The sequence below is a fragment of the Bacillus sp. ES1-5 genome, from assembly GCF_022487605.1.
GTDB classification, from domain to species: Bacteria; Bacillota; Bacilli; order Bacillales; family Bacillaceae_G; genus Bacillus_A; species Bacillus_A wiedmannii.
Genome location: NZ_JAKVPU010000001.1, coordinates 1,778,197 through 1,803,863, shown reverse-complemented (window position 1 = coordinate 1,803,863; position 25,667 = coordinate 1,778,197). Strand labels below are relative to the sequence as shown.

Sequence of the window (25,667 nt, the reverse complement as noted above, 5' to 3'; positions counted from 1 at the left end):
TGTATATGTCTTTATAGCGTTATTAATGATAACAGTGTTGAAATGAAATACACAGCAGAACTAGAAAAAGCATTAACAGATGCTGTAATTCCTGTAGATCAACAAGAGCAAGCAGCTGCGTTAGCGTAAAATAGAGAAACACCTGAAGGGAAGCCCTTCAGGTGTTTTTTTATGGGTTATTTTTCTAACTATGTTGCATAACGATATATGTTGTTATACGATGTATGTAAGGAGGTGGTATTGTTGGACAAAGAAATCTTGAAGGGAAGTATAGATATTTTATTACTTTCTATCATTGCAAAACGTGATACATATGGATATGAAATAGCTCAAAGTTTAAAGGATGCAAGTGAAGATTTGTATAGTATGGGGCAGGGAACTTTGTATCCTGCTTTAAAGAGATTAGAGAAAAAGGAGTTTCTTGAATCTTATTGGAATGAATCTGAGAATGGGATGAAAAGGAAATTCTATACTATTACAGATAAAGGGAAAAAAGAATTGCAGAAGAAAGTGAACTCTTGGGAGCGTGTAACATCATTAATTCAATCTTGTCAGAAAGGAGTTATTTATGAGTGAATTTGATGAGTATATTAAGTCTATTTTAGCTTACTCAGAACTTAGTGATATTGAACAGGATGAGTTATTTCTAGAAATGTATGATCACTTGAACAGCTTGAAAGAAGAATATATGGAACAAGGTATGAATGAAAAAGAAGCGATTTATAAAGCGATTCAAAGTTTTGGAGAATCAAAAGTTATTGGCGTAGAGATTAATAAATCGGTATACGAAGTTCCTAGGCCATTAAAGGTATTATCAAAAATTTTATGTATTCCTTATATAATCATTTGTTTTATTGTCTTTTTAGGAACATTTATTTCAACTTCTACATTTGACTCTGTTCGCAGTTTGACAGGTGGGACTGTCTATCATCCCATTGAATTTTGGCGGCAATTTTTACATATATCTGATTTAGAAACGTTATTACAACTTTTTGGAATAACACTTTGGCAAGTTAAAGATTTTATTGCGCATCCAGGTCCTTGGGGAAACTCAACTTATTGGTTAAACGTTTTACAACATATAATATTAGTAGTTCCATTCGGATTTTTCGTTCCAGTGCTGATTAATAAAGTGACTAACTATAAGAAAGCTCGTAAGTGGTATGTTATGACCTTTCTTGTTTGGGAGATATTACATTTACTAACTTTGTCTGATGTTTTTGATGTGTGGCGGATTGCTATAAATATGCTCGGTGCGTCGGTAGGATATCTTTTATTTATAAGCATGATACAAATAGATAATAAATTTAGGATAATGCGCAAGAAGATATTTGAAAATTAGCTTGCTATTCTGTAGTTTAAATTATATAAATTTAGTTTGATGGTAATAGAGTATTGCTGAAAACATAGGTACTATATAGTGAGAGGATTTTTTATATTCGTAATAGGTGTTGTTCATTGTTTACTCATACTGTTATGAAGCTGGTACATAATCCGTCTTTATTGGTGCTATAAATGATGAGAGCGGCACAGCTGAACTAGAAAAAGTCTAGATCAACAAGAGCAGGCAGCTGCGTCGTTAGCGTAAAATAGAGAACCACCTGAAGGGGAGCCCTTTAGGTGGTTTTTATCTTGACTAAAAATAAATAAAATGTGTTACAATGATGATAGAGTATATAGTATGAATTTTGCATAAAATAAAGAAGACAGAAGCCTGAGAAACTTCTGCCTTGTGTAACCTAACTTGCTATTGTGGTGGTAGTAGGTGCGGTTATAAGACAATTACATTAACGTTTTAGCCGAGAACCGCCCTTACCTTTTCCACGAAGCAGGGTGGTTCTCGCTTTTTTGTATACAAAAATTAGCCAAGGACCGACGTATCTTCTACCGATGACAACGCCAGCTCCGGTTAGGATACCATACACTAATTTGATTACAAACATTGCGATCATTTTATCACCTCCCCCCTTTTTTCAAAATGGAAGAGATGATTACCACACCTACTAGTTATTGCTTATTAAGTTACATTTTAATTGTATTATGTTTTAAAATAGGGAACAAGACATATGGATGAAAATTCCTGTCTTTAAGCAGAGCATTAGTGCGTGGGGACAATAAGCAAATAAACATTCATAAAAAACGGTATGGACATTGCTAGCCGTATTTTTTTATGAATGTATAAAACTTTTCCATAGGTTGCGTCGTCTAATATATGGGAAGGAGGAAGTGGTGTGGATGAATTAACAGTAGAGATGTTTGAAATAGAAGATAAGGAGGACCTTATCGATGAAATTATGAACAAGTATGGACAAGAAGTCCTGCAACTTGTGTATTCATATGTAAACAATAAAGAGGTTGCTGAGGATGTAACGCAAGATATATTTGTGAAATGTTATAAATCTCTTCATACATACAAAGGGAAGTCGAATGTGAAAACGTGGTTATGGAGAATTGCGATAAATCAATGTAAGGACTATATAAAAAGTTGGTATAACAAAAAGGTGATCGTGACAGAGGATGAATCGGCTTATATCGGGGTTCAAAATGATAGTGTCGAACAAACGGTCATTCAAAAAGCGGAGGACCGTGAGCTCGCTTCTGCAGTAATGAATTTACCGATAAAATATCGAGAAGTCATTTATCTATTTTATTATGAAGAATTATCAATTAAAGAGATTGCTACGGTAATAGAAGTGAAGGAAAATACGATAAAAACGAGATTGAAAAAAGCGAAGGAGCTTTTGAAGAAAGGATTGGAGGAATAATCAAATGGAAGATCGATTAAAAGGCCTGCGAAAATCAATGGAGAATACAACGTTTAAACATTTGAGTTTTTCTGATCAACATCGAAAGCAGGTGCGCGAAAAAATCAATGCTTCAAATGAAAAGGAAGAGGACATCTCGTTAGCAATTTTACAACTCCTTAGTAATGAAAAAACAGGATACGAATTGTCACAGCTACTACGAGGGAGAGGGATTCGAAAATTCGAAGGAAATGAAGGTTTTTTATATACCGTATTACATCGTCTAGAACAGAACCGATTTATCCAATCCAGCTGGGATCAGGCAGGAGCGAAATATTATCAACTAAATGATAAAGGAAGAAAGATGCTGCGAAAGGCAGAAAAAAATGCTACGAAGGCACGATTTATATTAAAAGGCTTAGTACAGGAGTGAGAAAAAATTGAACAAAAAAGGGGAGCATTTTTTAAAAGAAGTTACGAACCATATTAAATCAAAAGAAGCAAAGAGCTTTGTAGCAACTGAACTAGATTTTCACTTAAAACAGGCAAAGAAAACATGGATAGAAAAAGGATTAAGTGAGGAAATTGCTGAAAATAAAGCTGTGGAACAAATGGGGAGTCCGATTAAACTAGGGCAAGAACTTAATAAACTTCATAAGCCAAAGGTGGATTGGTTCTTAATTAGTTTATTAGTGATTGCGATGGGATTAGGATTTTTGCCGGTTATAGCTTTTGGATATATGAATGATTTACTAATGAATAAGGTGATATCTGTTATTCTCGGTATTGCAACAGTTGCAGTGATGATGCTGACTGATTACCGGAAGTTAGAGAGATTCGGGTGGCTGTTTTACACAATTGGTGTACTTACTTTGTTAATATTATATTGTTTTCCGAGCGTTTCGGTGGCTGGAGAACCGTTAATAAAAATTGGTCCCGTTGCAATTAGTCGCTTAATGGCGATACCTTTCTTCTTTCTAGCTTGGGCTTCTTTTTTCAATAATAGTAGGTTGAAAGTTAGATACTTTGTGGTTTTATATTTATTTTCTTTGTATTTATTCTTAATTGGATCAGCTATTGCAACAATGTTTATTTATATCACGATGGTATTCGTTATGCTTTGGTGGAGTAAATTAGGAAAGAAAAAGGCATTGATTATTACGGTTGTACCCATTTGTTTATTTATTATTAAGGTATCCTTTTCCGTGACCTCAGCAAAAACATACTACTTGGAGAGATTTTTAGGGTATATAAATCCAGAGAGTGATGCACGTGGCACAGGGTTTATGTATATACGTTTAAAAGAGAAAATGTCGTCAGCGGGTTGGTTTGGGACATATGGGGATGTAAAGTCCATCCCTAATCCGGATACTGATTTTGTATTTGCAAGTTTGACTTACTATTATGGGTATTGGCTTGCGCTAATTCTTGTCTTCGTTTTTTCTCTTTTTGCAGCAAGATTAATAGTCATATCCTATAAAATAAATGATCGGTACGGTAAATTGCTGCTCGTTGGTGGAGTGACTCTTTTTGTATTCCAGTTCATTTATAATGTCGGAATGATACTAGGATTATTGCCGCATGCTGCTATATCCTTACCTTTTATTAGCTACGGATTAACGCCGACTGTATTTCATGCGCTTATAATGGGGATTGTGCTGAGTGTATATCGGCGTAAAGATATTTCGTTTAGAAGGAAAGAAACACTTTGATGATTATATAAGTTGTGTATAAAAGAATTCATTATTATGATCAAGTACAAACGTAAATAGATAGTAGAAGAGGGCTATGATAAATAACCCTCTTTTTTATGTTTAAATAAGTGAACTTGCTTTAATAGAAGTACATAATTCAGAACGAGAAATTGATTCAGCTAGTTGCTGTAAATAGGCGTATTCTTCCGCGTTTTTTTCGGAAGTACTAGGATCTAATAAAGGTGAAGATAGAAGTACATCAATTGTAAGTGTGTCTGCATCATGAGAAATGATGTGATAACCTGCAAACACAGGCCGTTTTAAGTCTTTTACTTTTTGAATCATCTTATGGAATTTCGTAACACTTATATTAATTTTGGCTAATGGAAAGCATTTTTCAGTAGGATTGTCGATAGTCTTTCTAATTTTATAATCGTATACGTAATAGTACTTTTCTTGTTCTTCTAGTTTTTGCAATTCTTTCGTTAATAAATGGTATGTATCTGTAAGACCAGTTGTGAGTGCATCGTGTTCTGCGCCAACTAATAATGTGAAAGGTCTTGGTGATGAGATTTCGAGAGGGCGGACGTTTAAGTCGGTAAAAGTAGGAGTAGATTGTAAAATGGTATGTAATTTTTCGGTAGGAAACACGCCGTCATAAATAGCAATAAAATAATGGTTCATCTTGTCACTCCTTAGCTTTTTCTAAACTGATATATTCTATTTTAAAGGTGTAAACCCTGCGCAAAAAAAGAAACACCTTGAATCATCAAGGTGTTTTCGTTATAAGCTCAAAACTCTCCGAATCAGCCCCAAGTATAAAAGGACTAACCTCGCCAACGCTATAAAGTTGTAACTCATGCATCGCGCGCGTACAAGCAGTGTAGAACAATCTACGTACGCTCTCATCACTGTACACATCTTTAGAAGCATCGTAAATAATAACAGCGTCAAATTCGATACCTTTCGCTAAGTAAGCAGGAATCACGACAATGCCTTGCTCATACTCGGCTGAGTTACTTTTCACAAGTTTAATATTGTCGATATGACGAAGTGCTTCGTAGGCAGCGGCGCTTTCAGCTGCAGATTTACATATAATTGCGATCGTATTGTGCTGTTGTTTTTGTAGTGCAGCAACTTTGGCAGTAATATGCTCGTGCAGTTCGCTGTCATTCGATACTTTCGTCACTGTAGGTTTCTCGCCGTCACGTTCAAAGGCGTGAATATTTTTTCCTTCTGGTACGAGAGCGCGTGTAAATTCAATAATTGGTTTTGTTGAGCGATAGCTACGAGTTAAGTTAATACCGTTCGTTTCATCTGGTCCGTATAAACTAGTAAGTGTATTGAAATTCACTGCTTCACTCGCATGTGCAAATATCGCTTGGTTAAAGTCTCCGAGTACCGTCATTCTTGCGGCAGGGAAGAGACGTTTTAGAAACTCGAACTGAAACGGGGAATAATCTTGTGCTTCGTCTACGAGTACATGTTTAATCGATCTATTCGTTTGGAAGCCTTCAATTAATTCTTTTAAAAGTAAAAATGGAGTCGCATCTTCGTAATATAGCTTTCCTTCATCGAGCGTGTTTACTGTTAATGAGCAAATGTCATCCCATTCTTTCGGTTTTTCCTCAGTAACCCATGATGCATCTGTGAAGAGTTGTTTATATATGCCTGTGAAATTGATGAAGCGCAATGTTTGAACGCCTTTACGAAGCGGCTTCAATTTTTTACGGACAATCATACGTCCAAGTACTTTCGTTTCTTTCTCAAAATCATGAAAGGAGTTGTCTTCAAACTCGCCTTTTTTCTGTAAATATTTATAAGCCTTTTGGTATTCATCTTTACTCAGTAATTCAATTTCCTCTTCTACCCAAGGCTTTTTCAGTTCTGTTTTTTCAATTGCATCTATTTGTTTATTTAGCCAATCTGTTAACTTTTCAATTCGATTATGGAAACGGAGGGAGGAGTCGGTATTGTAAAATTGCTCTGTAATTTCTTTAGCAGAGACAATTAATTTTCCTCTAAATTTCATACCTCTAAATAGCATGCCCGAAGATTCAAGAGATTGTCTGTACGCCCTAATCATCTCGAAAAATTGGGTAGAAGCTTTAAATCGAATGCTCGCATTTCTCGTTTTATAGGTAGGGCTATTCGTTTCAGTTAACATATATTCTAATTGTTCATAAGGGTCTTCAACATCAAATGACTTGCTTAGTCTATGGTTTAAATATTCTTGGAATGTCACTTGCTGCATATTTTCTTCACCGAGTTCAGGTAGTACGTTAGATACGTAGCTGTTGAACATAGAGTTAGGGGAGAAGAGAATAATTTGATCAGCTTTTAGCCATTCGCGATATTTATATAGTAAGTAGGCGATTCGTTGCAGGGCAGCTGACGTTTTGCCGCTACCAGCAGCTCCTTGCACGATAAGTAGTCGACCTTCATCGTGACGGATAATTTCATTTTGCTCGCGCTGAATTGTAGCGACGATGCTTTGCATATGTTTGTTCGTACCTTTTCCGAGCGCTTGTTGCAAAATTTCATCGCCAATTGTAAGGCTCGTATCGAACATAGAATCAATCTCGCCATTTTGAATAATGTATTGTAATTTTTTCTCCACATTACCGTGAATTACGCCGCCTGGTGTACTGTATTCAGCCGGTCCTGGTGGATAATCGTAGTACACACTCGAAATGGGTGCACGCCAGTCATATATAAGAAAGTTTTCTCCGCTTGCATCAGTAAGTGTAGCTACGCCGATATAAATTTGCTCCGCAGCAGATTCTCCTTCTTCTTTGAAATCAATTCGCCCAAAGTAAGGTGCTTTATGCATGCGTCTTAGTGCAGCAAGTCGATTAAAGGTGTGCTTATGGGTAATTTGTGTGACAGCTAGTGACTGAGCTTGTTGTCTTAAGTTGATAACTGTTTCAAGATAATCATCGAAAGTATCAGTATTCACTTTCACGTCATCCCAGAAATGTTTACGAATATGGATTACTTCTGCCCGGCGTCTGCCAGTTTCGTTTTCCAGTTTATCAATTTGCGCCGTAATCGTTTCTATTACGGTATCCAATCGTTTTTGCTCTAAATCAAGTTTTTTGTTCATACGTAAGCACTCCTTTAAAAGTGAAAAATAGAGGTTGACTGAAGATGTATTTTGGTGTACAATTAAGATACGGATAAATACGCTCTGTATATTTTTGAAAACGTGTTTCTGTACTAATTTAACATAGTTTTTTAATTTAATCAATGATAATAAGATAAACCTTGGTTCTGTGTAGCGTGAATCAAGGTTTTTTTGTGTTTTTCTTTAAGGGAGAATTGTAATTTTATTGAGGAGAATGTAAGTAAACCAAAGAAGAAAATCAGGAATAGGGGATACTGATGGAAAAATATTTTGAGGAAGCACATCGTTTTTGTTCTCGTAATAGAAAGCACTTAGAAAAGGATGTTATATGTGGTTGTTTCTATTGTTTAGAAATTTTCCATCCAGAAAAAATTACAGAGTGGTGGGATGATGATAACACAGCAGTTTGTCCGCATTGTGGGATTGACTCTATTATCGGAGAAAGTTCTGGATTTAAAATAACAGAAAAGTTTTTAAGTGAAATGCATAAAAGATGGTTTTAGTTAAATGAATGACAAAATCAACTTCTGTTAACTAAGATTGTACACGATCCATAAAACGAGACATTATCTATTCTGTAAAATAGGGGAACTAACCATATAATTTCATTTATCAAATCTAGACGCAAAGTATCACGAAGAGAGGGCAAACAAAAAAGCTCGGGCTAATCCCGAGCTTTTCATTATTTCTTTTCGTCTTTTTTAGCGTCAGCTTTTTGCTCTTTGAAAAGATCTTTTAAATCTTTATCGTCAACTTTTACGTCAGCTTTTTTGATTTCTTTCATCATAAGATCGTTCATGAATTCGCCGTCTTGTGCTTTCTTCGCAACTAACTCTTTTTTCAGGTCAGCTTTTGATTGCTCAAATGATTTTTCTGGTTCTTTAATGTCTGTTACTTTAATGATGTGGTAACCAAATTGTGTTTTTACAGGCTCGCTTACTTCATCTTTTTTCAGTTTATAAGCAGCATCTTCGAATTCTTTAACCATTTTACCACGTTCGAAGAATCCTAAGTCGCCACCTTTTTCTTTTGAACCAGTATCTTCAGAGTATTGTTTCGCTAACTCTTCGAAAGATTTACCTTGTCCAAGTTCTTCTTTCACCTTTTTAGCAGTTGCTTCATCTTTTACAAGAATGTGGCTTGCTTTAATTTCAGGCTTGTAGCTATCTTTTAATTCTTTATCAGTGATTGTTTTTTCGATAGCTTTTTCTTGAGCTAATTGAGCACGCACACCAGTTTTTAAAGTTTCTTCTTTAATACCTTGTTGTTTTAATAGTGTATCGAATTGATCACCGTATTGTTTTTTCATTTCATCGAACTTTTTGTCTACTTCTTTGTCTTCAACTTTGTAGTTTTTAATAAGTACTTTTTCCATAACCATGTTGTTTAGTACTTGTTTACCAGCTTGTGTCTTCATTTGATTGTAGAACTCGTCTTTTGTAATGTCACCAGCTTTAGATGTAACGATTTTGTCTGATGATGATCCTGTTCCACATGCTGATAATGCGATTACACTTGTTGCGGCTAAGGCAAGCATAGCTTTCTTCATTCAATAAACACTCCTACTATTATGTATTTTTAATTTATCCTACACCAATGAATTTTAGTTCATAAGAGCCCGATTAAGTCTCACTGATACTTTTGCTTTGTATATTGGTAAAGCGCGCTTAACAGGGCTTACCGAGGCTGAGGATAAAGTTAAGATGCGTGTCATTTATTTCATAGTATAAGCAATATGTACAAAATTTAATATATCATATTTCGACTCGATTTCATATTGATAAAGAAAAATTAACCAGTACGTGTCAGATTTTGAAGGTGTTCCATATTGGGCGCATGTCGCATATACAGAAAAGAGGAGGGGATGGGGATGAATTCTCAACTTATTTTATTACTTGTACTGTTTATTTTATTGGTTATAGTAGGTATAATTTGCTTATAGAGGAAAAAAGTGAGGAAGGGGCTTCCTTCCTCACTTTCCATGAAATATAATTTCTATATAACTAGAAATTAATAAAATTGTTATACATACATTAATAACCCGAAAGACACCGGGTTGGCGGCTCGCAGCTATTTGTTTTCGTTCACACAGTGTATGTGTCATGAAATTCGTGTAAAATATAACAAGAAGTGCGAATGCGACAAAAACAACTGTTATAAGTGTCATGAGGCGAGACCTCCTTTTGGCTAAAATACATATACTTTATATATTGTATCATACGATATTTTGTTCGTGTTATAAAATTCAGAAATAGAAGACTTTGTGTTAGAAAGAGAGGGAGAAAATGGACGTTGTTAGAAGATTAGAACAAGCTGAATACTACGTAGACCTACTATTTAAAATGATTGATGAAGAAAAGTGTCCATTTTATTCTTTGATCATAAAGAAAAAAGCTCGTAAAAAAGACATTGAACGTATACTACATCTTTGTGAAATATTGAACGAGCAATATGTAGTGGAGAAAGCAGAAGGGCTTCTTTTGTTCGATGCGCTGTTAGATCAATTTGAAAAAGCGCTTCCACATCAGCTCGAAGTACACGAAACTGCGGAAGCGCTAGCAAAACAAGGTTTATTTAACCCGCTTATGAATGAATTCTTAAGCATGATTGCGAAAAAATAAATAGATTACTTCTTAACTAACTTCTGATCGGATTCCGTAAAATTCTCCTCAATATTCTCTAATGATTTCTCAAAAATATCGATGAAGTCTTGTCCGTAAATGTTGCGCAAGATAGCGATAAGTTCGATATTTTCTGGGAACTTACCGTAAAAATTACGAAGTGCAAGAGCCCCATTAAACACAGAGTTATTTTCAGGATCATACTCCTCCATTAAGCGAAGTAGTAATTCTTCCCCTTTGTCTGTAATCTCAATGTACGTATTTCGTTTATCATCTTCTTTTTTCGAAAATACAAGATAGCCGCGTTCTTCCAGCTTTTTCGAGAAGTTAAACGCCGTTGATACGTGCATAACTCCAAACTTAGCAATCTCAGAAATAGAAGCCCCTTTTAAATGATAAGCGATTGACAAAATATGATGCTCATTAATGTTTAAATCGTAAGGCTTAATCCACTGTTGCCAATCTTTCTCTACGCATTTCCATAACGCTTTCGATAATTGAGCAATGCGTTGGCTGAAAATCATCGCTTCTTTTACCGAGTAATCTTTTTCTCCACTTTTCATTTACTCACCCACTTTAACATTCTTTTTCATTACTATCTATTATGCCAGTAAAGTAAAAATTAATAAAGTCTTTTTGTGAGAATTGTGAAAATTTTTCGGAAAAATGACATTCTATACAAATCATGCATAACTATGGAAGCGTTTTATGAGTCGTGAATACATGTGTTGTCCTTACATGTTAAGTGATAACATATATTGTAAATGCATAAAAACACGGCATATCTATGTGATATGCCGTGTTAAGGTCAATTTATATAAAAAATATTTGTTATATGCAAAAAACTAAGCAGGAATTTGTTTACGCTTTTTCCGGAACAGCTTCTTGTAGTTTCTCAATTGATTTTTGAATGTCCAAAATTTCTTTCTCAATATGGCGCTTGTTTTGAGAAATATCTTGCTTCCAGTTCGAAAGCGTGTCTTGCATATCGTCTTTTAATTCTTGAAACACTTCTTTACCTTCTGAAGCAGTTTCAACGATTTGACGTTTTAATAATTTTGTATCAGCTGTAATATCAGCTAAAGTCTTTTTAATATCAGTTCCTTTTTCTTTCAGCTTACCGCGCATAGCTTTACCAGAAGAAGGAGTAGAGAAAAGAACGGCTAATCCAGCAACTGCTCCGCCGCAAATGACACCTGTAATAAAGGATTTAGCTTTTGACATAAAAGGAAACCTCCTTATTTTTTGTTCGTATTCATGATGTGAAGAAATATGCATATCTTTAAGACAAGGGAAAGAAAAGTGTGCAGTGCACAGTCCCCGGCATCTTGAATGGAGAAACAAGCCGTGCAATATGTAATTACTTTAGGGAATTGGCTTGTTATGTATTACTTCTTATTATAGTGTCATTATTTCACACTATTTGCAATTGTACTTGCGATGTTTTGTAAATTTTCCATTGTGTATTCATTTTGATGTGATTTCCAAACAGCACCGAAACCATCGTTTTCACCGTAGCGTGGAATTAAATGAAGGTGGAAGTGGAACACAGTTTGTCCAGCTTTTTCACCGTTATTGTTAAGTAGGTTAAAGCCAACTGGATTAAACTCTGCTTTAATCGCATTTGCGATTTTCGGAACGACAGAAAAAATGTGTGATGCGATTTCTGGCGTTAACGCAAAAATGTCTTGTTTGTGAACTTTTGGAATAACAAGAGTATGTCCTTTTGTTACTTGACTAATATCTAAAAATGCAAGCACATGTTCATCTTCGTATACTTTTGAGCAAGGGATTTGCCCGTCAATAATTTTACAAAAAATACAATTGTCCGCTGTATGGTTCATTGATCTCATCCTTTCGAGTAGCCTTAGCCGTATTTTACCATAATTATATAAGAGAACAAACACGAAAAACAGGAAGCTGACTCAGCTTCCTGTTTTCTGAAGAGGGATTGAAAAAGCATTATCGTAATTTACGTTTCGCAGACACCTCATTTATTTAAGAAATGCACGGTAAATCGGCTAAAGTTTCTGCCGTAGACACCCCATTTTCAAGTGAAATGAATTGCAATCTTTATAAAAGGAAATTGTTTATTTTTTAAAACAGTATATGCTCTTTCGGAGACACCCCGTTTCTAAAATGAAACAAATGATCTGGTTATGTGTAAATTTCTTTGTCCAACATGGACACCCCATTTCATGATGACTTCACTATGTTGTTGTACTCATCAATTGGTGGTTGCTTTTTCAATGTGTTCCTTCTTCACTAATTATGATGTCCGCTTTCGTAAAAATATATGCTAACAAATTTAAATTTTTTTTAAGGGCATCGATACTATGTAGTACAGCGCCATTTTTGGTAAGATGAATATAGAATGAATACTAATGAAGAAAGTGGTGTCGTATGAGCGAGTTATTGCGTGTAGAAAATGTTACAGGAGGATATACGAAACGACCTGTACTAAAAGATGTTTCGTTCTCTGTGAATAAAGGCGAACTTGTCGGCTTAATCGGTTTAAATGGAGCCGGGAAGAGTACGACGATTAAACATATTATCGGTTTAATGGAACCGAAAAAAGGAACTGTCACGATTAATGGGAAAACAATTCGTGATGATATGACAGCGTACCGTTCTAGTTTTTCGTTCATCCCAGAAACACCAGTATTATATGACGAGCTAACGCTAGAAGAACATTTGAAGTTAACGGCGATGGCGTACGGTGTCGATGAACAACAATATGAAGAACGTGTAGGACAACTATTACAAGAATTTCGCATGAAAAATCGTTTAAAATGGTTTCCGTCTCATTTCTCAAAAGGGATGAAACAAAAAGTAATGATTATGAGTGCGTTTTTAGTGGAACCATCTCTGTACATTGTGGACGAACCGTTCGTTGGGCTGGATCCGTTAGCGATTCAATCCCTACTTCAAATGATGGATCAAATGAAAAAGAGCGGTGCAGGAATCTTAATGAGTACACATATTTTAGCGACGGCAGAGCGTTATTGTGATTCGTTTATTATTTTGCATCAAGGCGAAGTAAGAGCGAAAGGAACATTATCTGAGCTGCAATCCGATTTTAATATGCCAGGTGCAACGCTAGATGATATTTATATTGCATTAACGAAGGAAGAAGATTATGAATAGCACAGCATTATGGAAAGAACGATTTCGTCACTTTCTAAAAGAAGTTCGTACATATAGTAAATACGTATTTAATGATCATTTGAAATTTATTTTCGTATTCATCATCGGCGCAGGAGCGTATTATTACCAGCAATGGTTACAAACGTTAACACCTTCGTTTCCGACAGCGCTCGTTATGGCAGTGTTGCTCGGTCTCGTATTAACGGCCGGATCCATTCAAACGTTATTAAAAGAAGCGGATCTCGTTTACTTACTGCCAGTTGAAGAAAAGTTAAAACCTTACTTTACAAAGGCATTTCTCTTTACGTTTATGATTCAGTTATACATAATCGCAATCGTAGCGGCAGCGCTTGCTCCGTTATACTTCCAGCAAATGAAGCAAACAGGAGCGGCTTACATATGGATTGTACTCGCGTTTGTCATTGTAAAAGCGTGGAACTTATTCGTAGCATGGGAAAAATCATTTTTAACAGATCAAAATATACAAAGAGCTGATTGGTTCATTCGTTTTATTTTAAACGGCTTATTTGTGTACTTCCTTGTAGAGCGTACTTCCATTATTTTTGTTGGCGGAATCGTCCTTCTCATGGTGTTATACCTCGTAGTACTGCATCAAATGGTGAAGGGAAAGCCGCTAAACTGGGAGTATTTAATTTCTGAAGAAGGTAAGAAAATGATGCTGTTGTACCGCATCGCGAATATGTTCATTGATGTACCAGCATTAAAAGAAAGAGTAGCACGTAGAAAATGGCTTGATTTCATTCTTTCGATGATCGGTGAAAAGCGTACATATTTATACTTATATACGAGAACGTTTTTACGATCTGGTAACTATTTCGGCTTATATGTGCGTTTGCTCGCTCTTGGAGGAGTTATTCTTTACTTCATTCCGTTTTTATATGGACGATTTATCGTAAGCCTTATTTTCCTATACTTAATCGGTTATCAGTTATTAACTTTATGGAAACATAACCGCATGAAGATTTGGCTTGATTTGTATCCGGTAGGGGGAGAAGAGAAGAAGAAAGATTTTCTTGTCTTATTAAATGCGATCCTTATTACCGGCAGCGTTGTATTTACAGTTATATTCGCCCTTGCGACGAAAGATTTCATGATGACGGGAATTTTACTAGTCGTAAGCATAGTATTTAGTATCGGTTTCGTTTATCAATACGGGGCGAAACGTATTGAGCGTTTAAATTGAAGGGAATGAACCTATGATTACATACGAAGAGAAGGTTATAAAAGAATTGGAGCAGTGGAAAGCTACATTCATGAAAGATTCTTCTATGATGACACGGTTCTCTAAGAAAGTGCAGACGAAAGTACAACAGCTTATTCCGGCGAAAGTGCAAAAAGTATTAACGGAAACGATTCGGATGATGGTGCAAACGATTAGTGCCGGATCAAACTTTATAAAGCCGAAATTAAAAGAGACGAACTGGTCATTGCAAAGAAGAGACGACGAAGTACGTAAAAAAATGGATGAGTACAAAAAAATAGCAGCGGCAGAAGGGGCTGGAACGGGAGCAGGTGGTATTCTCCTTGGCCTTGCCGACTTTCCGCTTTTACTCGGCATTAAAATTAAATTTTTATTCGATGCAGCAACGTTGTACGGATTTGATACGAGTAACAAAGAGGAGCGCCTTTTTATCCTTCACGTTTTTCAACTTGCCTTTTCAAGTGACGACCACCGAAAAGAAATATGGAAAGCAATTGAAACGTGGGATACAGAAGAAGAAAATCATATGGACTGGGAAAAGTTCCAAACAGAGTACCGAGACTATATCGATTTAGCAAAAATGCTTCAGCTCGTACCAATAATCGGTGCCCCGGTCGGCGCATATGCGAACTATCAATTACTGCAAAGACTCGGAGAAGTGACGATGAATTGTTATCGTATGCGATTGCTGAATAGAAATTAAAAAGAAAGCATCCTAAATGTGTAATTTAGGATGCTTTCTTTAGAAGTTAATTCCGATATAGCTAACTCCGACTATAATCAATACGACAAAGAGTACAATGATGAATGGAAATCCGCTCTTACCATCTTGTCCAGCTTCACCGCCGCCAGTGCCACCACTACCGCCTTTACCGCCAAGTCCCATAGGAATGTCCTCCTTATTGTTATATGTTGCTTTTACTTTATACTTTTCTATATTTACCAATAAATTCCTTCTGCAGCGTTAACTAACTTGCAAATCATTTCGTTTCATTTTATAATTTATTTACCGACCGGTAAGTAAAAATAAGTGAGGTACAGTATGACAAAGAATTTACAAACATCGCAAAACATTGTCGAGGCATCATTTAAACTCATGGCAGAGCACGGTATTGAGAAGATGAGCCTTTCCATGATCGCGAAAGAGGTAGGTATTTCAAAACCGGCTATTTATTATCATTTTTCTTCTAAAGAAGCGTTAGTTGATTTTTTATTTGAAGAAATTTTTTCTGGGTACCATTTTGCAAGTTACTTCGATAAAGAGCAATATACGAAAGAGAACTTTGCAGAAAAATTAATTGCCGATGGTTTACATATGCTGTCTGAGTATGAAGGACAAGAAGGCATACTACGCGTCATAAATGAATTCATCGTAACTGCATCGCGAAATGAAAAGTATCAGAAACGCTTATTTGAAATACAAGAAGATTTCTTAAATGGTTTCCACGATTTATTGAAGAAAGGTGTGGAACTTGACGTTGTGTCACAACATGCAACGGAAGAAAATGCTCATACGTTAGCGCTCGTGATCGATAATATGAGTAATTACATGCTCATGGGATTCGAGTTAAAGTATAAAGAAATTTGGATTCGAAATGTGAAAAACGTAATGAAGGAGGAATAAAAGTGAAAATGCAAAAAAACTGGTGGCTCGGTTTTCTCGGATTCATTGGGATTTATAAAATACCAGGTATGATTGAAGCTTTTCAAGCGGATGGAAGTTGGCTTAAGTTAATCGGTTTCATTTGGTTACTTTGGTTCGGATATTTTATTCCTGAGAAGAAAGATAATTAAATTACAATTTTCTGTAAAGTTATGTAAAATATAGATTGAGAGTATTCATATATTAGATTACTAGATTTGGAGTGGTTACATGGATCCATTGAAAAATAAAATTCACCCTGACATGGTCAAGGTGTGGAAAGTTCGTGCTGTAATTGAAGAAGGGATCGGTATTCTTGTCATTTTAGCTTACCTTTTCCTCATGATAAAGTTTGATTGGTGGGCGTGGATTTTGTATGTGATGGTTGGGTTAACAGTTGCGCTAGCACCGTTTTCGTACTTTGTATTCCCAAAACTTCGTCAGCGTTATTACAGCTACCAACTAAATGAAGAAGAACTTGAAATTCAGCATGGTCTTTTCGTCGTAAAGCGCGTATTAGTACCGATGATTCGTGTACAGCACGTTACGATTGAACAAGGGCCGATTATGAGAAAATATGGATTAGCAGAATTACACATTTCAACAGCGGCAACTTCTCACAGCATCCCAGGCTTAACGATGTATGAAGCAGAAATGTTGAAAACGAAAATCGCAGAATTAGCGAAAGTGAGTGATGAGGATGTATAAGAGGCAGCATCCAATCACGATGTTATTAGAATTAAAAATAACAGATTTTATACCACTCATTATTTTCATGTTTAGTTTAAACGGAAAGTTCCCGTTTTGGTATTTAATTCCTGCTGGATTCGGTTTACTCACCGTCTTTTCAGCGTTTGAAAAGTGGTATTACACAACATATTGGGTTGAAAATAACGTATTACATGTGAAACAAGGGCTCTTTGTGAAGAAGGAGAGCTATTTAAATAAAGAACGTGTGCAAACGATTCATACAAGTTCTAACGTGTTATATCAAATGCTTGGCTTAAAGAAAATTCAAATCGAAACAGCTGGCGGAGGCGACGATGCAGAAGTAAGCTTAGCTGGAATTACAGTAGAAGAAGCAACAGAGCTTATTGCAATGCTAAATGAGCCAACTCCAGAAGTGAAAGCAGAAGAAACGTTAGGCGAAGCAACGGAAAATGCAGTAGAAAAAGAAATCGTTACAGAAGAAAAGCAAGCGACAGAGTACAAATTAACTTGGAAAGAGATTTTATTAGCTTCTGTTACATCTGGTCAGTTTGGACTATTATTCTCATTAATCTTTTTTGTGTATCACCAAGTAGATGAGTACATTCCGAAATGGATAGAGAATGGCGTAAAGTCTTATGTAATGGAACATGATATATATGGCTGGATTTTTATGATAGCTATTTTGCTCGTCCTTTCGTGGGTTATATCGACAATTGGTTACGCGTTAAAACATGGAGATTTCACAGTGAATCGAAGAAATGATGAAGTCCGCATTTCGCAAGGGTTACTTGAGAAAAAAGAACTCGTACTAAAATTGCATCGTATTCAAGGTATTACGATAAAAGAAAGTATTTTACGTCAGCCATTCGGTTATTGTGCTGTGCAAGTAGAAGTCATTCAAAGTAAAGGACTGGGTGACGAGAAAGAAAAAGTTACACTGCATCCTATCATTCGAAAAGATCGCGTACAACAGTTACTCGCGCATTTACAATTACCATACGAACTGAATACAAACATTATTTCATTACCAAAAGCAGCATTACGCCGCTATCTCATTGATAGTTTCATCTTTTTCGCAATGCTAGCAATCCCGCTTATTGGAATAAGTATATACTCTGAAAAGCACTTTATCATGTGGGCATTAATTCCGCTCGCGATTCTCATCTTTACACTTGGATACGCAACATTTAAAACAAATGGTTATGGTGTAAACGGGGAGCAAATTACGCTTGTATATCGCAGCGTCGGCAAATATACAGGACTTGTTAGAAGAAGACACGTCCAATCAATGGAAAAGACACAATCATATTTCCAGCGCCGTGCAAATTTATGTACGTATAAGTTCTCTAACGCATCATCGAATTATAAATTAGAGCATACGAGAGTAGAAGATGCGGAGAGAATGCAGGATTGGTATAAGAAGAAATTAAGTGAGAATTAAATAGAATGGCTCGTCTTTTGCGGAAGGCGGGCTATTTTTTTATGTGAAAATAATGAATAATATATGTGGAAGGAAAAGCGAGGTGAATGAGAGTGAGCAAATTTTTAATACCGTATTCATTTTCTATATTAAGTTTCTTTATTTCAGCAACGGCACTTGATTTATTTGATAGGGTGGGAAGAAATGATGAGATGACTTCGCCGAACATAATTGGTAAGATAATTCAATCTACTGCGCAAATGGGAGTCCTTACATTGTATTTCGGAGTACCTATTATTTTAGGCGGCTGTCTACTTGGTGAGCTATTGTTTAGATTTATCATTTTACGATTTAAACTAAGCTATATTATATCTTTATTATTATATTTACTTTTAGCTTTTACTATTGTTTCCGTAACGGTTGGAATTCCAACTACATATGAAGCTTCTAATATTTTTTTCATGGGAATAACTATGATTTGCGCTGTTACATTCTTTGTGGGCCGGAATATATGGGAGAAAAAAGAAATGAATAATGGAGTGACAGAATGAAATACACATGTCCATGCTGCGGGTATAAAACATTAGAAGAAGAACCACCAGGTACATATGGAATTTGTAATATATGTTATTGGGAAGATGATGAGGTCCAGTTTAACGATCCTGACTTTGAAGGCGGGACGAATGAAGTCTCGTTAAGACAAGCACAGAAAAACTTCATTGCATTTGGTGCTTGCGAGGAGTGTTTTGTGAAATCAGTTAGAAAACCGACTAGTGAAGATGTGAAGGATGCTAGTTGGAAGCAAATTTGTTAAATAGCTTAAAATAAAAATGTTATTAATCAATGTAACAGGAGTAATAACATTTTTTTATGCAATGATGAAAGAATTAACGCCGTCTTATAAGATAAAACAGTAAAGATGATACAGTAATAGGAAGGCCAGTATTCAGAAAGGTTTCTAAAGTAAAGGATAGAAAATCTCTGTCGTTAAACCACATAAAGAATACATGATTGTAGGAAATACCTAACAATATAAATAAAGGAATCCCAATTTTTAATTCGTGACTTCTTTTTATTTTTCTATAACAAAATTCACCAAATAAACAACCGATAAGAACAGGGATGCTTCCAAGAATTGAAAACATAATAATAGATACCCAAATCGGTCCCCAGGAGTCAGCATAATTTGGAACTAGTGTATACTGTAAAACGTTCACAATGATAGAAAAAACCAGTAAGCATATTAAATAACTAATAGAAAATTTTTTCAATGGAATCATCCTTATAAAATTTCACTTTATTTTTATGAAAATATAAACCTCTTTAAATTATAAATTAGACATATAAGGATAATCAATTTTATACATTTCGTGTTTATGGATATATTTTCAATGAATATAAAAGTATAGATGTATAGTCAACTTTGAGTATTTAATGTTATCATATTGAATGATATGGAAATTTTTAATAGAAGAAGCAACGAACAATTCAAAGGTAATGAAGCCTTTGTGGTATAAAGAAAATATTTATTATTACTCAGCGATATTAAAAATAAGATACATATTTATATAAATTTAGTAGAAATGGGGGTTTTAAAAAGGAATGAGTATAAGTATAACAAGGAAAAAGATTTTAGCAGCCGCTTCTCAAATTGTGCAATGTAAAGGGGTTGCTAAGTTAACTTTAGAAGCGGTAGCAAAAGAGGCGGGGATAAGTAAAGGTGGATTGTTGTATCACTTTTCAACTAAAGAAGCTTTAATAGAGGGCATGATACTCAAAGGGACGGAGGAGTATCAAGACGCTATTCACAATAAGGTTGCGGAAGACTTAGAGAAGAAAGGAAGGTGGGTACGTTCTTTTGTAGAGGAAAGATTAAGTAATGAGAGAAGAGTAGAAGAGCTGGGTAGTAGTATGATGGCAGCATTAATGCTAAAACCTGAATTACTTGAACCGTTACAACAATCATTTCAGCAACTGCAAAATAAAATAGAAAATGATGAGATAGATTCAGTTTGTGCCACAATTATTAGATTAGCGGCAGATGGATTATGGTATTCGGAATATTTAGGGGTTGGAAGACTAAGCCCCGAATTAAGAGAAAAAGTAATTCAAGCTCTTATTTGTAATTCATATAAATAGAATATACGAACTATATAATGTAAAATAATTCACCATTGCTTATTTAATGCACTGGTGAATTATTTTTTTTATTAGAAAAATAGAACAATTTTATAGAGTATTGAATTATAACCGTCCAGACGGTATAGTAATATTTGGATTAAGAGGAAAATGAAACAAAAAAAGAATAAAAAATATTTTTAGCACACTATTCGAAAGGATAGGCCGCAAAGCTTAGAGTCTACGGTAATACATATTGGTTACTAAGATCGTCTGGTTGCACATTTTTGATGCAACCGGACGGTCTTTTTTTGTTATATAAATATAAAAAATAGGAGGGAATTATGCAAATGAAAAGTACTAAAAGGCATATTTCGATGGTTTCATTAGTTTTTCTAGTATTATTTTCAGTGCTAAATGTGTGGGCTCCAGTTATTCAAGCTGCTGTGATGAAAAGTCCAGTGGACGAAATTAATATTTCCCGTACTGATGGCACGACATCTGAACCATATCAAGCCTCAGATGGTATGAAAGTAGAAGTGAAGTGGTCAGCTAAAGAAAAAATAAAAAGTGGAGATCAATTCACAATTGATATGCCAAAAGAGTTTCGAAAAGACCTTATGAATATGAGTTTTCCTTTAAAAGATGCTGAAGGAAAAACAGTTGGTACATGTGAGATGAAAAAGGGTCTATTAACGTGTACTATGGGTGATTACGTAGAAGGAAAGAATAACATTAAAGGTTCTTTATTCGTAGAATTCTACTTTGGTCTAGAAGCATATGATGGTGTTAAAGAAATTCCATTAGAATTTAACGTTGATGGTCAAATCGTAAATAAAGAAGTAAATGTAAGTAATACGACAGAGAGACCGAAGCCACAGCCCAATACAGATAATCTATTGAAATGGGGTTCTTATAATCAAGAAAATCCGTCCATTGCTGATTGGCTTGTATATGTAAATGCAACTGGAACAGAAATGCAAGATCTTAAATTAACAGATACATTAGGACCGGGGCATGAGTTAATTACCGACAGTGTAGTATTAGAAGAGGCTGTATTTGAAGATGGTTATGCACCAACAAATGTTAAGCCAGCAGATTTATCTAACATTAAAATAAATGCAACAAAGGCTGGATTTACAATTGAATTTCCAGACAGTTCAAAAGGCTATATTTTAAGATATAAAACAAAGGTGACAAATCCCGCTGCAAAGCCTCATAAAAATACAGTGAAATTAGAAGGGAAAAATATTAAAACTGAAGAAAAAGTAGGACAAGTATTTGTAAGTGGTGGGGGAGGATCCGGTTCAGGTGACGATAATCCACCTAGCATTGAAAAAAATATAGTTGATGAGAATGGCAAGCTTGTAGAGAATGAGCAGTTAACACAAATGGATCAAGTTATTCAATACCAAGTTGGTACACATATACCGAACGATCCTCCTAAATACACATCTATGGTAATTAGTGATGATTTAGAAGATGTTTTAGAAGTATTAGAGGCAAAAGTGTATGATCAAAATGGCCAAGATATTACTTCTAAAGGAACGTTAAATATAGATAAACAAAGAAGTGAAGTAACATTTACGTTTGGTGAGAGTTTTGACTATAAGTCATATGAAGACCAGATAATTAATCTCAGTATCAAGGCGAAAATCAAAAATAATGCAGACTTATCTTCTTACGTAGATAAGAAGATTCCTAATAAAGCGGAATTACATTTTGATGATAAAACATTAACATCAAAAGAAGTAACTATTACGCCGCCTGAAGCTCCAAAAGATGGTACAGTATCGCTTCATAAAACAGATTCTGAGAATCCAAATAAAGGGTTAAAAGGTGCCGAATTTGAAGTTCGAAATAGTGCAAATGAAGTTGTTGCAAAACTGAAAACGGACGAAAAAGGCTTTTCAGTACCTCAAACTTTAGCTCCTGGGACGTATAAAGTTTATGAAACAGTAGCACCAGAAGGATATCAAAAATTAACAAGCCCAGTAGAGGTTACACTTCAAGCTGGAGAAACAAAAACAATTGAAATTAAAAATACTATGCAAAAGGGTCAAATTGAAGTAAAGAAAATTGATTCGGAAAATGGTGAAAAACCATTAGCAAATGCAGAGTTTGATATAGTAAAAGACGGTGTAGTAGTCGAACATATTGTTACAGATAAAGATGGTAAGGCAATCTCTAAACCGTTAGCACCAGGGAAATATATTTTAAAAGAAACGAAAGCACCTGAAGGCTATCAATTAAAAGAAACAGAGTTCGAAGTAAATGTAACAGGGGACGGCATATTCCCAATACAAGTGGAAAATGCAATGGTTGACAAAGGTAATATAGAAATCACAAAAGTGGACAAAGAAAACGGGGCAGTATTAGCGGGTGTCGAATTTGAAGTCCAAGATGAGAAAGATGAAGTAGTAAGAAAAGTAGTAACAGATAAAGATGGAAAAGCAAACGTTTCAGATCTATCAGTAGGAAAGTACAAATTAGTAGAGACGAAAAGCTTACCGGGTTATAAAAAGCTAACAGAACCAGTACCATTTGAAATAAAAAAAGGTATGACAAAAGCTTTAGCAATAAAAGTAGAAAATGAGCAGTTAGACAAAGGCTCAGTAGAAATTACAAAAATAGATAAAGATAGTCAAAAAGTATTAGAAGGCGTAGTCTTCGAAGTGCAAGATGAGCAAGGCAAAGTAGTAACAGAAGTAAAAACAGATAAAGATGGTAAAGCAAAAATCTCTGATTTATCAGTAGGGAAGTACAAATTAGTAGAGACGAAAAGTTTACCAGGCTACAAAAAGCTAACAGATCCAGTATTATTCGAAATTACAAAAGGTATGACAACAGTCCAATCATTGAAAGTAGAAAATGAACAGTTAGATAAAGGTTCAGTAGAAATTACAAAAGTAGATAAAGACAGCAAAAAAGCATTAAAAGGCGTAGTCTTTGAAGTGCAAGATGAAGTTGGAACAGTAGTAAAGGAAGTAACGACAGATAAAGAAGGAAAAGCAACCGTTTCAGATCTATCAGTAGGAAAGTACAAATTAGTAGAGACGAAAAGCTTACCAGGTTATAAGAAATTAATAGAGCCGATATCGTTTGAAATTACAAAAGGCATGACCGAGGTCTTATCATTAAAAATAGAAAATGAAATGGTAGATACGGGGAATGTAGAGATAACAAAGGTAGACAAAGATAATAAAGCACCGTTAGCGGGAGTAACGTTCGTTGTCCAAGACGAGAAAGGTAACGAAGTTAAAAAAGTAACAACAGATAAAGATGGAAAAGCAAATGTTTCAGATTTACCTGTAGGCAAGTATGGATTGGTAGAGGTAGAAAGTTTACCAGGTTACAAAAAACTAAAAGAACCAGTATCATTTGAAATTAAAAAAGGTATGACCGAGATTCTATCATTAAAAGTAGAAAATGAAATGATGGATACAGGGAATGTAGAGATAACAAAAATAGATAAAGATAGTAAAGCACCGTTAAAAGATGTTGTATTTGAAGTACGTGATTCAAAAGGAAAAGTAGTAACGAAAGTAACAACAGATAAAGATGGAAAAGCAAACGTTTCAGATTTATCTATTGGGAAGTATGAGTTGGTGGAGGTAGAAACACCAGCAGGATACAAACCACTTGAAAAACCAATTTCATTCGAAATTGAAAAGGGTAGAGTAACAGCGTTAAAGCTAACAGTCGAAAATGAATTAGTGGATACAGGAAATGTAGAAATTACAAAAGTAGACAAAGAAAATAAAGATGTTTTAGCTGATGCAGTATTTGACATTCAAGATGAAGCCGGACAAGTAGTGGCTAAAATGACGACAGATAAAAAAGGACAAGCACAAGTTACTAATTTATCAGTTGGAGCATATAAGTTAGTAGAAGTGAAAGCACCAAAAGGATATAAGAAATTAGTAGATCCAATTATTTTCCAAATCAAAAAAGGTATGACAAAATCTCTTGCTTTAACAGTCGAAAATGAAATGTTAGACAAGGGTAATGTAGAAATTACAAAAGTAGATAAAGACAGTCAGAAAGCATTAGAAGGCGTAGTCTTCGAAGTGCAAGATGAAAAAGGCAAAGTGGTAACGAAAGTAACAACAGATAAAGATGGAAAAGCAAACGTTTCAGACCTATCTGTAGGGAGTTACAAATTAGTAGAAGTAGAAAATTTACCAGGCTACAAAAAACTAACAGAGCCAGTATCATTTGAAATCAAAAAGGGTATGACAGAAGTTTTATCACTAAAAGTAGAGAATGAACAGTTAGATAAAGGTTCAGTAGAAATTACAAAAGTAGATAAAGACAGTCAGAAAGCATTAGAAGGCGTAGTCTTCGAAGTGCAAGATGAAAAAGGCAAAGTGGTAACGAAAGTAACAACAGATAAAGATGGAAAAGCAAACGTTTCAGACCTATCTGTAGGGAGTTACAAATTAGTAGAAGTAGAAAATTTACCAGGCTACAAAAAACTAACAGAGCCAGTATCATTCGAAATCAAAAAAGGTATGACAGAAGTTTTATCACTAAAAGTAGAGAATGAACAGTTAGATAAAGGTTCAGTAGAAATCGCAAAAGTAGATAAAGACAGTCAAAAAGCATTAGAAGGCGTAGTCTTCGAAGTGCAAGATGAAAAAGGAAAAGTAGTAACGAAAGTAACGACAGATAAAGAAGGAAAAGCGAAAGTTTCAGATCTATCTGTAGGGAGTTACAAATTAGTAGAGGTAGAAAGTTTACCAGGTTATAAAAAGCTAGAAAAACCAGTATTATTTGAAATCAAAAAGGGTATGACAGAAGTTTTATTACTAAAAGTAGAGAATGAACAGTTAGATAAAGGTTCAGTAGAAATTACAAAAATGGCTGCTGAAAGTAAGAATGTATTATCAGGGGCAGTGTTTGAAGTTCATGATGAAAAAGGAAAAGTAGTAACGAAAGTAACAACAGATAAAGAAGGAAAAGCGAAAGTCTCAGACTTATCTGTAGGTCACTACACACTTGTAGAAGTAGAAGCACCAAAGGGTTATGAAAAATTAACTAATCCAATTCCATTTGAAATTACAAAAGGAATGATAAGTCCAGTTCAATTAGAAGTATTAAACAAATTGACTTCTTTAGCACCACCAGGCCCAGAGAAACCAGAAACAACGGATCCAGAGAAACCAGAAACAACGGATCCAGAGAAACCAGAAACAACGGATCCAGAGAAACCAGAAAC

29 protein-coding genes and 1 riboswitch are annotated in these 25,667 nt (G+C 35.2%); of the genes, 19 read left to right on the top strand and 10 right to left on the bottom strand.

Annotation, left to right across the window (positions count from 1 at the left end; translation table 11 throughout):
* The first annotated feature begins 243 nt into the window (after nt 1-243).
* Nucleotides 244-576 carry a PadR family transcriptional regulator gene (locus MKO96_RS09260; protein ID WP_046957114.1) on the top strand — a complete coding sequence of 111 codons (333 nt, stop codon included), beginning with the start codon at nt 244-246 and terminating at the stop codon, nt 574-576.
* On the top strand, nt 569-1,342 hold the full coding sequence (locus tag MKO96_RS09255) for a VanZ family protein (RefSeq protein ID WP_097918414.1): 774 nt from the start codon (nt 569-571) through the stop codon (nt 1,340-1,342). Before MKO96_RS09260 ends, MKO96_RS09255 begins: the two co-directional genes overlap by 8 nt.
* A 445-nt stretch (nt 1,343-1,787) precedes the next feature.
* On the opposite strand, the gene MKO96_RS09250 is transcribed toward MKO96_RS09255, so the two are convergent.
* Complete coding sequence (locus MKO96_RS09250) at nt 1,788-1,952, bottom strand: hypothetical protein (protein ID WP_187272101.1); 165 nt, start codon at nt 1,950-1,952, stop codon at nt 1,788-1,790.
* A 279-nt stretch (nt 1,953-2,231) separates the two neighbouring features.
* On the opposite strand from MKO96_RS09250, the gene MKO96_RS09245 reads away from it, so the two are divergent.
* From MKO96_RS09245 to MKO96_RS09235, 3 genes are read left to right on the top strand one after another with little or no spacing between them, the layout of a single operon-like run.
* Nucleotides 2,232-2,765, top strand: a complete 534-nt coding sequence (locus MKO96_RS09245; RefSeq protein WP_240587313.1) for a sigma-70 family RNA polymerase sigma factor — start codon at nt 2,232-2,234, stop codon at nt 2,763-2,765.
* A gap of 4 nt (nt 2,766-2,769) precedes the next feature.
* Nucleotides 2,770-3,177, top strand: coding sequence for a PadR family transcriptional regulator (locus MKO96_RS09240; RefSeq protein ID WP_240587312.1), 408 nt, complete (start codon nt 2,770-2,772; stop codon nt 3,175-3,177).
* 7 nt (nt 3,178-3,184) lie between these two features.
* Complete coding sequence (locus MKO96_RS09235) at nt 3,185-4,456, top strand: FtsW/RodA/SpoVE family cell cycle protein (RefSeq protein WP_240587311.1); 1,272 nt, start codon at nt 3,185-3,187, stop codon at nt 4,454-4,456.
* Between the two features lie 102 nt (nt 4,457-4,558).
* Here the strand turns inward: MKO96_RS09235 and MKO96_RS09230 are convergent, their stop codons facing one another.
* Nucleotides 4,559-5,122, bottom strand: a complete 564-nt coding sequence (locus MKO96_RS09230) for a hypothetical protein (RefSeq protein ID WP_240587310.1) — start codon at nt 5,120-5,122, stop codon at nt 4,559-4,561.
* A gap of 85 nt (nt 5,123-5,207) precedes the next feature.
* Nucleotides 5,208-7,544 carry an RNA polymerase recycling motor HelD gene (gene helD, locus MKO96_RS09225; RefSeq protein WP_240587309.1) on the bottom strand — a complete coding sequence of 779 codons (2,337 nt, stop codon included), beginning with the start codon at nt 7,542-7,544 and terminating at the stop codon, nt 5,208-5,210.
* A 278-nt stretch (nt 7,545-7,822) separates the two neighbouring features.
* Here helD and MKO96_RS09220 point away from each other — a divergent pair, with 278 nt between their 5' ends.
* Nucleotides 7,823-8,068, top strand: coding sequence for a cytoplasmic protein (locus MKO96_RS09220; protein WP_240587308.1), 246 nt, complete (start codon nt 7,823-7,825; stop codon nt 8,066-8,068).
* Nucleotides 8,069-8,247: 179 nt separating this feature from the next.
* On the opposite strand, the gene prsA is transcribed toward MKO96_RS09220, so the two are convergent.
* Nucleotides 8,248-9,114 (bottom strand): peptidylprolyl isomerase PrsA, encoded by an 867-nt coding sequence (prsA, locus tag MKO96_RS09215; protein ID WP_240587307.1) that lies wholly within the window; start codon nt 9,112-9,114, stop codon nt 8,248-8,250.
* 279 nt (nt 9,115-9,393) lie between these two features.
* Between prsA and MKO96_RS29480 the strand changes: the two genes are divergently transcribed.
* A complete protein-coding gene (locus MKO96_RS29480; RefSeq protein ID WP_002007073.1) occupies nt 9,394-9,507 on the top strand; it encodes a hypothetical protein in 114 nt (37 codons plus the stop codon).
* Nucleotides 9,508-9,537: 30 nt separating this feature from the next.
* Here the strand turns inward: MKO96_RS29480 and MKO96_RS09210 are convergent, their stop codons facing one another.
* The gene (locus tag MKO96_RS09210; protein ID WP_000172690.1) at nt 9,538-9,732 is read right to left on the bottom strand and encodes a hypothetical protein; all 195 of its coding nucleotides are present in this window, start codon (nt 9,730-9,732) and stop codon (nt 9,538-9,540) included.
* A gap of 118 nt (nt 9,733-9,850) precedes the next feature.
* Here MKO96_RS09210 and MKO96_RS09205 point away from each other — a divergent pair, with 118 nt between their 5' ends.
* Nucleotides 9,851-10,186 (top strand): DUF1878 family protein, encoded by a 336-nt coding sequence (locus MKO96_RS09205; protein ID WP_087979707.1) that lies wholly within the window; start codon nt 9,851-9,853, stop codon nt 10,184-10,186.
* A 5-nt stretch (nt 10,187-10,191) separates the two neighbouring features.
* On the opposite strand, the gene MKO96_RS09200 is transcribed toward MKO96_RS09205, so the two are convergent.
* The 3 genes from MKO96_RS09200 to MKO96_RS09190 all read right to left on the bottom strand — a co-directional run bounded on the left by MKO96_RS09200 (nt 10,192) and on the right by MKO96_RS09190 (nt 12,030).
* Nucleotides 10,192-10,749, bottom strand: a complete 558-nt coding sequence (locus MKO96_RS09200; RefSeq protein ID WP_000834920.1) for an HTH-type transcriptional regulator Hpr — start codon at nt 10,747-10,749, stop codon at nt 10,192-10,194.
* Between the two features lie 298 nt (nt 10,750-11,047).
* Entirely contained in the window at nt 11,048-11,410 is a 363-nt protein-coding gene (locus MKO96_RS09195) for a YtxH domain-containing protein (protein WP_000030296.1), read from the bottom strand.
* Nucleotides 11,411-11,595: 185 nt separating this feature from the next.
* Nucleotides 11,596-12,030, bottom strand: coding sequence for an HIT family protein (locus MKO96_RS09190; RefSeq protein WP_001016840.1), 435 nt, complete (start codon nt 12,028-12,030; stop codon nt 11,596-11,598).
* 559 nt (nt 12,031-12,589) lie between these two features.
* Between MKO96_RS09190 and ecsA the strand changes: the two genes are divergently transcribed.
* Genes ecsA through ecsC form a run of 3 tightly spaced genes read left to right on the top strand, consistent with a single transcriptional unit; the run spans nt 12,590 to nt 15,258 of the window.
* Nucleotides 12,590-13,333, top strand: a complete 744-nt coding sequence (gene ecsA / locus MKO96_RS09185; protein ID WP_001292606.1) for an ABC transporter ATP-binding protein EcsA — start codon at nt 12,590-12,592, stop codon at nt 13,331-13,333.
* The gene (gene ecsB, locus MKO96_RS09180) at nt 13,326-14,537 is read left to right on the top strand and encodes an ABC transporter permease EcsB (protein WP_240587306.1); all 1,212 of its coding nucleotides are present in this window, start codon (nt 13,326-13,328) and stop codon (nt 14,535-14,537) included. Before ecsA ends, ecsB begins: the two co-directional genes overlap by 8 nt.
* A gap of 13 nt (nt 14,538-14,550) precedes the next feature.
* Nucleotides 14,551-15,258: an ecs operon protein EcsC gene (gene ecsC / locus MKO96_RS09175; protein ID WP_000634133.1), complete on the top strand. Its 708-nt coding sequence runs from the start codon at nt 14,551-14,553 to the stop codon at nt 15,256-15,258.
* Nucleotides 15,259-15,297: 39 nt separating this feature from the next.
* Here ecsC and MKO96_RS09170 read toward each other — a convergent pair whose 3' ends face one another.
* Complete coding sequence (locus MKO96_RS09170; protein WP_240587305.1) at nt 15,298-15,441, bottom strand: YjcZ family sporulation protein; 144 nt, start codon at nt 15,439-15,441, stop codon at nt 15,298-15,300.
* A gap of 156 nt (nt 15,442-15,597) precedes the next feature.
* On the opposite strand from MKO96_RS09170, the gene MKO96_RS09165 reads away from it, so the two are divergent.
* The 6 genes from MKO96_RS09165 (at nt 15,598) to MKO96_RS09140 (ending at nt 19,142) form a co-directional block, all read left to right on the top strand.
* Nucleotides 15,598-16,179, top strand: a complete 582-nt coding sequence (locus MKO96_RS09165; RefSeq protein WP_240587304.1) for a TetR/AcrR family transcriptional regulator — start codon at nt 15,598-15,600, stop codon at nt 16,177-16,179.
* Between the two features lie 2 nt (nt 16,180-16,181).
* Nucleotides 16,182-16,349, top strand: coding sequence for a hypothetical protein (locus MKO96_RS09160; protein WP_063222392.1), 168 nt, complete (start codon nt 16,182-16,184; stop codon nt 16,347-16,349).
* 79 nt (nt 16,350-16,428) lie between these two features.
* Entirely contained in the window at nt 16,429-16,905 is a 477-nt protein-coding gene (locus MKO96_RS09155; protein WP_240587303.1) for a PH domain-containing protein, read from the top strand.
* Nucleotides 16,898-18,349: a PH domain-containing protein gene (locus tag MKO96_RS09150; protein WP_087979717.1), complete on the top strand. Its 1,452-nt coding sequence runs from the start codon at nt 16,898-16,900 to the stop codon at nt 18,347-18,349. The genes MKO96_RS09155 and MKO96_RS09150 overlap by 8 nt, the downstream gene beginning before the upstream one ends.
* A gap of 92 nt (nt 18,350-18,441) precedes the next feature.
* Nucleotides 18,442-18,879: a hypothetical protein gene (locus tag MKO96_RS09145; RefSeq protein WP_240587302.1), complete on the top strand. Its 438-nt coding sequence runs from the start codon at nt 18,442-18,444 to the stop codon at nt 18,877-18,879.
* Nucleotides 18,876-19,142 carry a CPCC family cysteine-rich protein gene (locus tag MKO96_RS09140; RefSeq protein ID WP_240587301.1) on the top strand — a complete coding sequence of 89 codons (267 nt, stop codon included), beginning with the start codon at nt 18,876-18,878 and terminating at the stop codon, nt 19,140-19,142. Before MKO96_RS09145 ends, MKO96_RS09140 begins: the two co-directional genes overlap by 4 nt.
* Before the next feature lie 73 nt (nt 19,143-19,215).
* Here MKO96_RS09140 and MKO96_RS09135 read toward each other — a convergent pair whose 3' ends face one another.
* Nucleotides 19,216-19,599, bottom strand: a complete 384-nt coding sequence (locus tag MKO96_RS09135) for a hypothetical protein (RefSeq protein WP_240587300.1) — start codon at nt 19,597-19,599, stop codon at nt 19,216-19,218.
* Nucleotides 19,600-19,930: 331 nt separating this feature from the next.
* Between MKO96_RS09135 and MKO96_RS09130 the strand changes: the two genes are divergently transcribed.
* Nucleotides 19,931-20,467, top strand: a complete 537-nt coding sequence (locus tag MKO96_RS09130; RefSeq protein ID WP_087979720.1) for a TetR/AcrR family transcriptional regulator — start codon at nt 19,931-19,933, stop codon at nt 20,465-20,467.
* Between the two features lie 171 nt (nt 20,468-20,638).
* Nucleotides 20,639-20,731: riboswitch (cyclic di-GMP riboswitch) on the top strand.
* Nucleotides 20,732-20,790: 59 nt separating this feature from the next.
* Nucleotides 20,791-25,667 (top strand): SpaA isopeptide-forming pilin-related protein (locus MKO96_RS09125; protein ID WP_240587299.1); only part of this gene is annotated, 4,877 nt, incomplete at its 3' end.

Coding starts and splice junctions, on each gene's coding strand:
- ecsC (WP_000634133.1), top strand. CDS start 14,551: ATGATTACATACGAAGAGAAGGTTATAAAAGAATTGGAGCAGTGGAAA.
- MKO96_RS09170 (WP_240587305.1), bottom strand. CDS start 15,441: ATGGGACTTGGCGGTAAAGGCGGTAGTGGTGGCACTGGCGGCGGTGAA.
- MKO96_RS09195 (WP_000030296.1), bottom strand. CDS start 11,410: ATGTCAAAAGCTAAATCCTTTATTACAGGTGTCATTTGCGGCGGAGCA.
- MKO96_RS09165 (WP_240587304.1), top strand. CDS start 15,598: ATGACAAAGAATTTACAAACATCGCAAAACATTGTCGAGGCATCATTT.
- helD (WP_240587309.1), bottom strand. CDS start 7,544: ATGAACAAAAAACTTGATTTAGAGCAAAAACGATTGGATACCGTAATA.
- MKO96_RS09200 (WP_000834920.1), bottom strand. CDS start 10,749: ATGAAAAGTGGAGAAAAAGATTACTCGGTAAAAGAAGCGATGATTTTC.
- ecsA (WP_001292606.1), top strand. CDS start 12,590: ATGAGCGAGTTATTGCGTGTAGAAAATGTTACAGGAGGATATACGAAA.
- MKO96_RS09210 (WP_000172690.1), bottom strand. CDS start 9,732: ATGACACTTATAACAGTTGTTTTTGTCGCATTCGCACTTCTTGTTATA.
- MKO96_RS09240 (WP_240587312.1), top strand. CDS start 2,770: ATGGAAGATCGATTAAAAGGCCTGCGAAAATCAATGGAGAATACAACG.
- MKO96_RS09205 (WP_087979707.1), top strand. CDS start 9,851: ATGGACGTTGTTAGAAGATTAGAACAAGCTGAATACTACGTAGACCTA.
- prsA (WP_240587307.1), bottom strand. CDS start 9,114: ATGAAGAAAGCTATGCTTGCCTTAGCCGCAACAAGTGTAATCGCATTA.
- ecsB (WP_240587306.1), top strand. CDS start 13,326: ATGAATAGCACAGCATTATGGAAAGAACGATTTCGTCACTTTCTAAAA.
- MKO96_RS09130 (WP_087979720.1), top strand. CDS start 19,931: ATGAGTATAAGTATAACAAGGAAAAAGATTTTAGCAGCCGCTTCTCAA.
- MKO96_RS09255 (WP_097918414.1), top strand. CDS start 569: ATGAGTGAATTTGATGAGTATATTAAGTCTATTTTAGCTTACTCAGAA.
- MKO96_RS09250 (WP_187272101.1), bottom strand. CDS start 1,952: ATGATCGCAATGTTTGTAATCAAATTAGTGTATGGTATCCTAACCGGA.
- MKO96_RS09150 (WP_087979717.1), top strand. CDS start 16,898: ATGTATAAGAGGCAGCATCCAATCACGATGTTATTAGAATTAAAAATA.
- MKO96_RS09140 (WP_240587301.1), top strand. CDS start 18,876: ATGAAATACACATGTCCATGCTGCGGGTATAAAACATTAGAAGAAGAA.
- MKO96_RS09230 (WP_240587310.1), bottom strand. CDS start 5,122: ATGAACCATTATTTTATTGCTATTTATGACGGCGTGTTTCCTACCGAA.
- MKO96_RS09190 (WP_001016840.1), bottom strand. CDS start 12,030: ATGAACCATACAGCGGACAATTGTATTTTTTGTAAAATTATTGACGGG.
- MKO96_RS09220 (WP_240587308.1), top strand. CDS start 7,823: ATGGAAAAATATTTTGAGGAAGCACATCGTTTTTGTTCTCGTAATAGA.
- MKO96_RS09155 (WP_240587303.1), top strand. CDS start 16,429: ATGGATCCATTGAAAAATAAAATTCACCCTGACATGGTCAAGGTGTGG.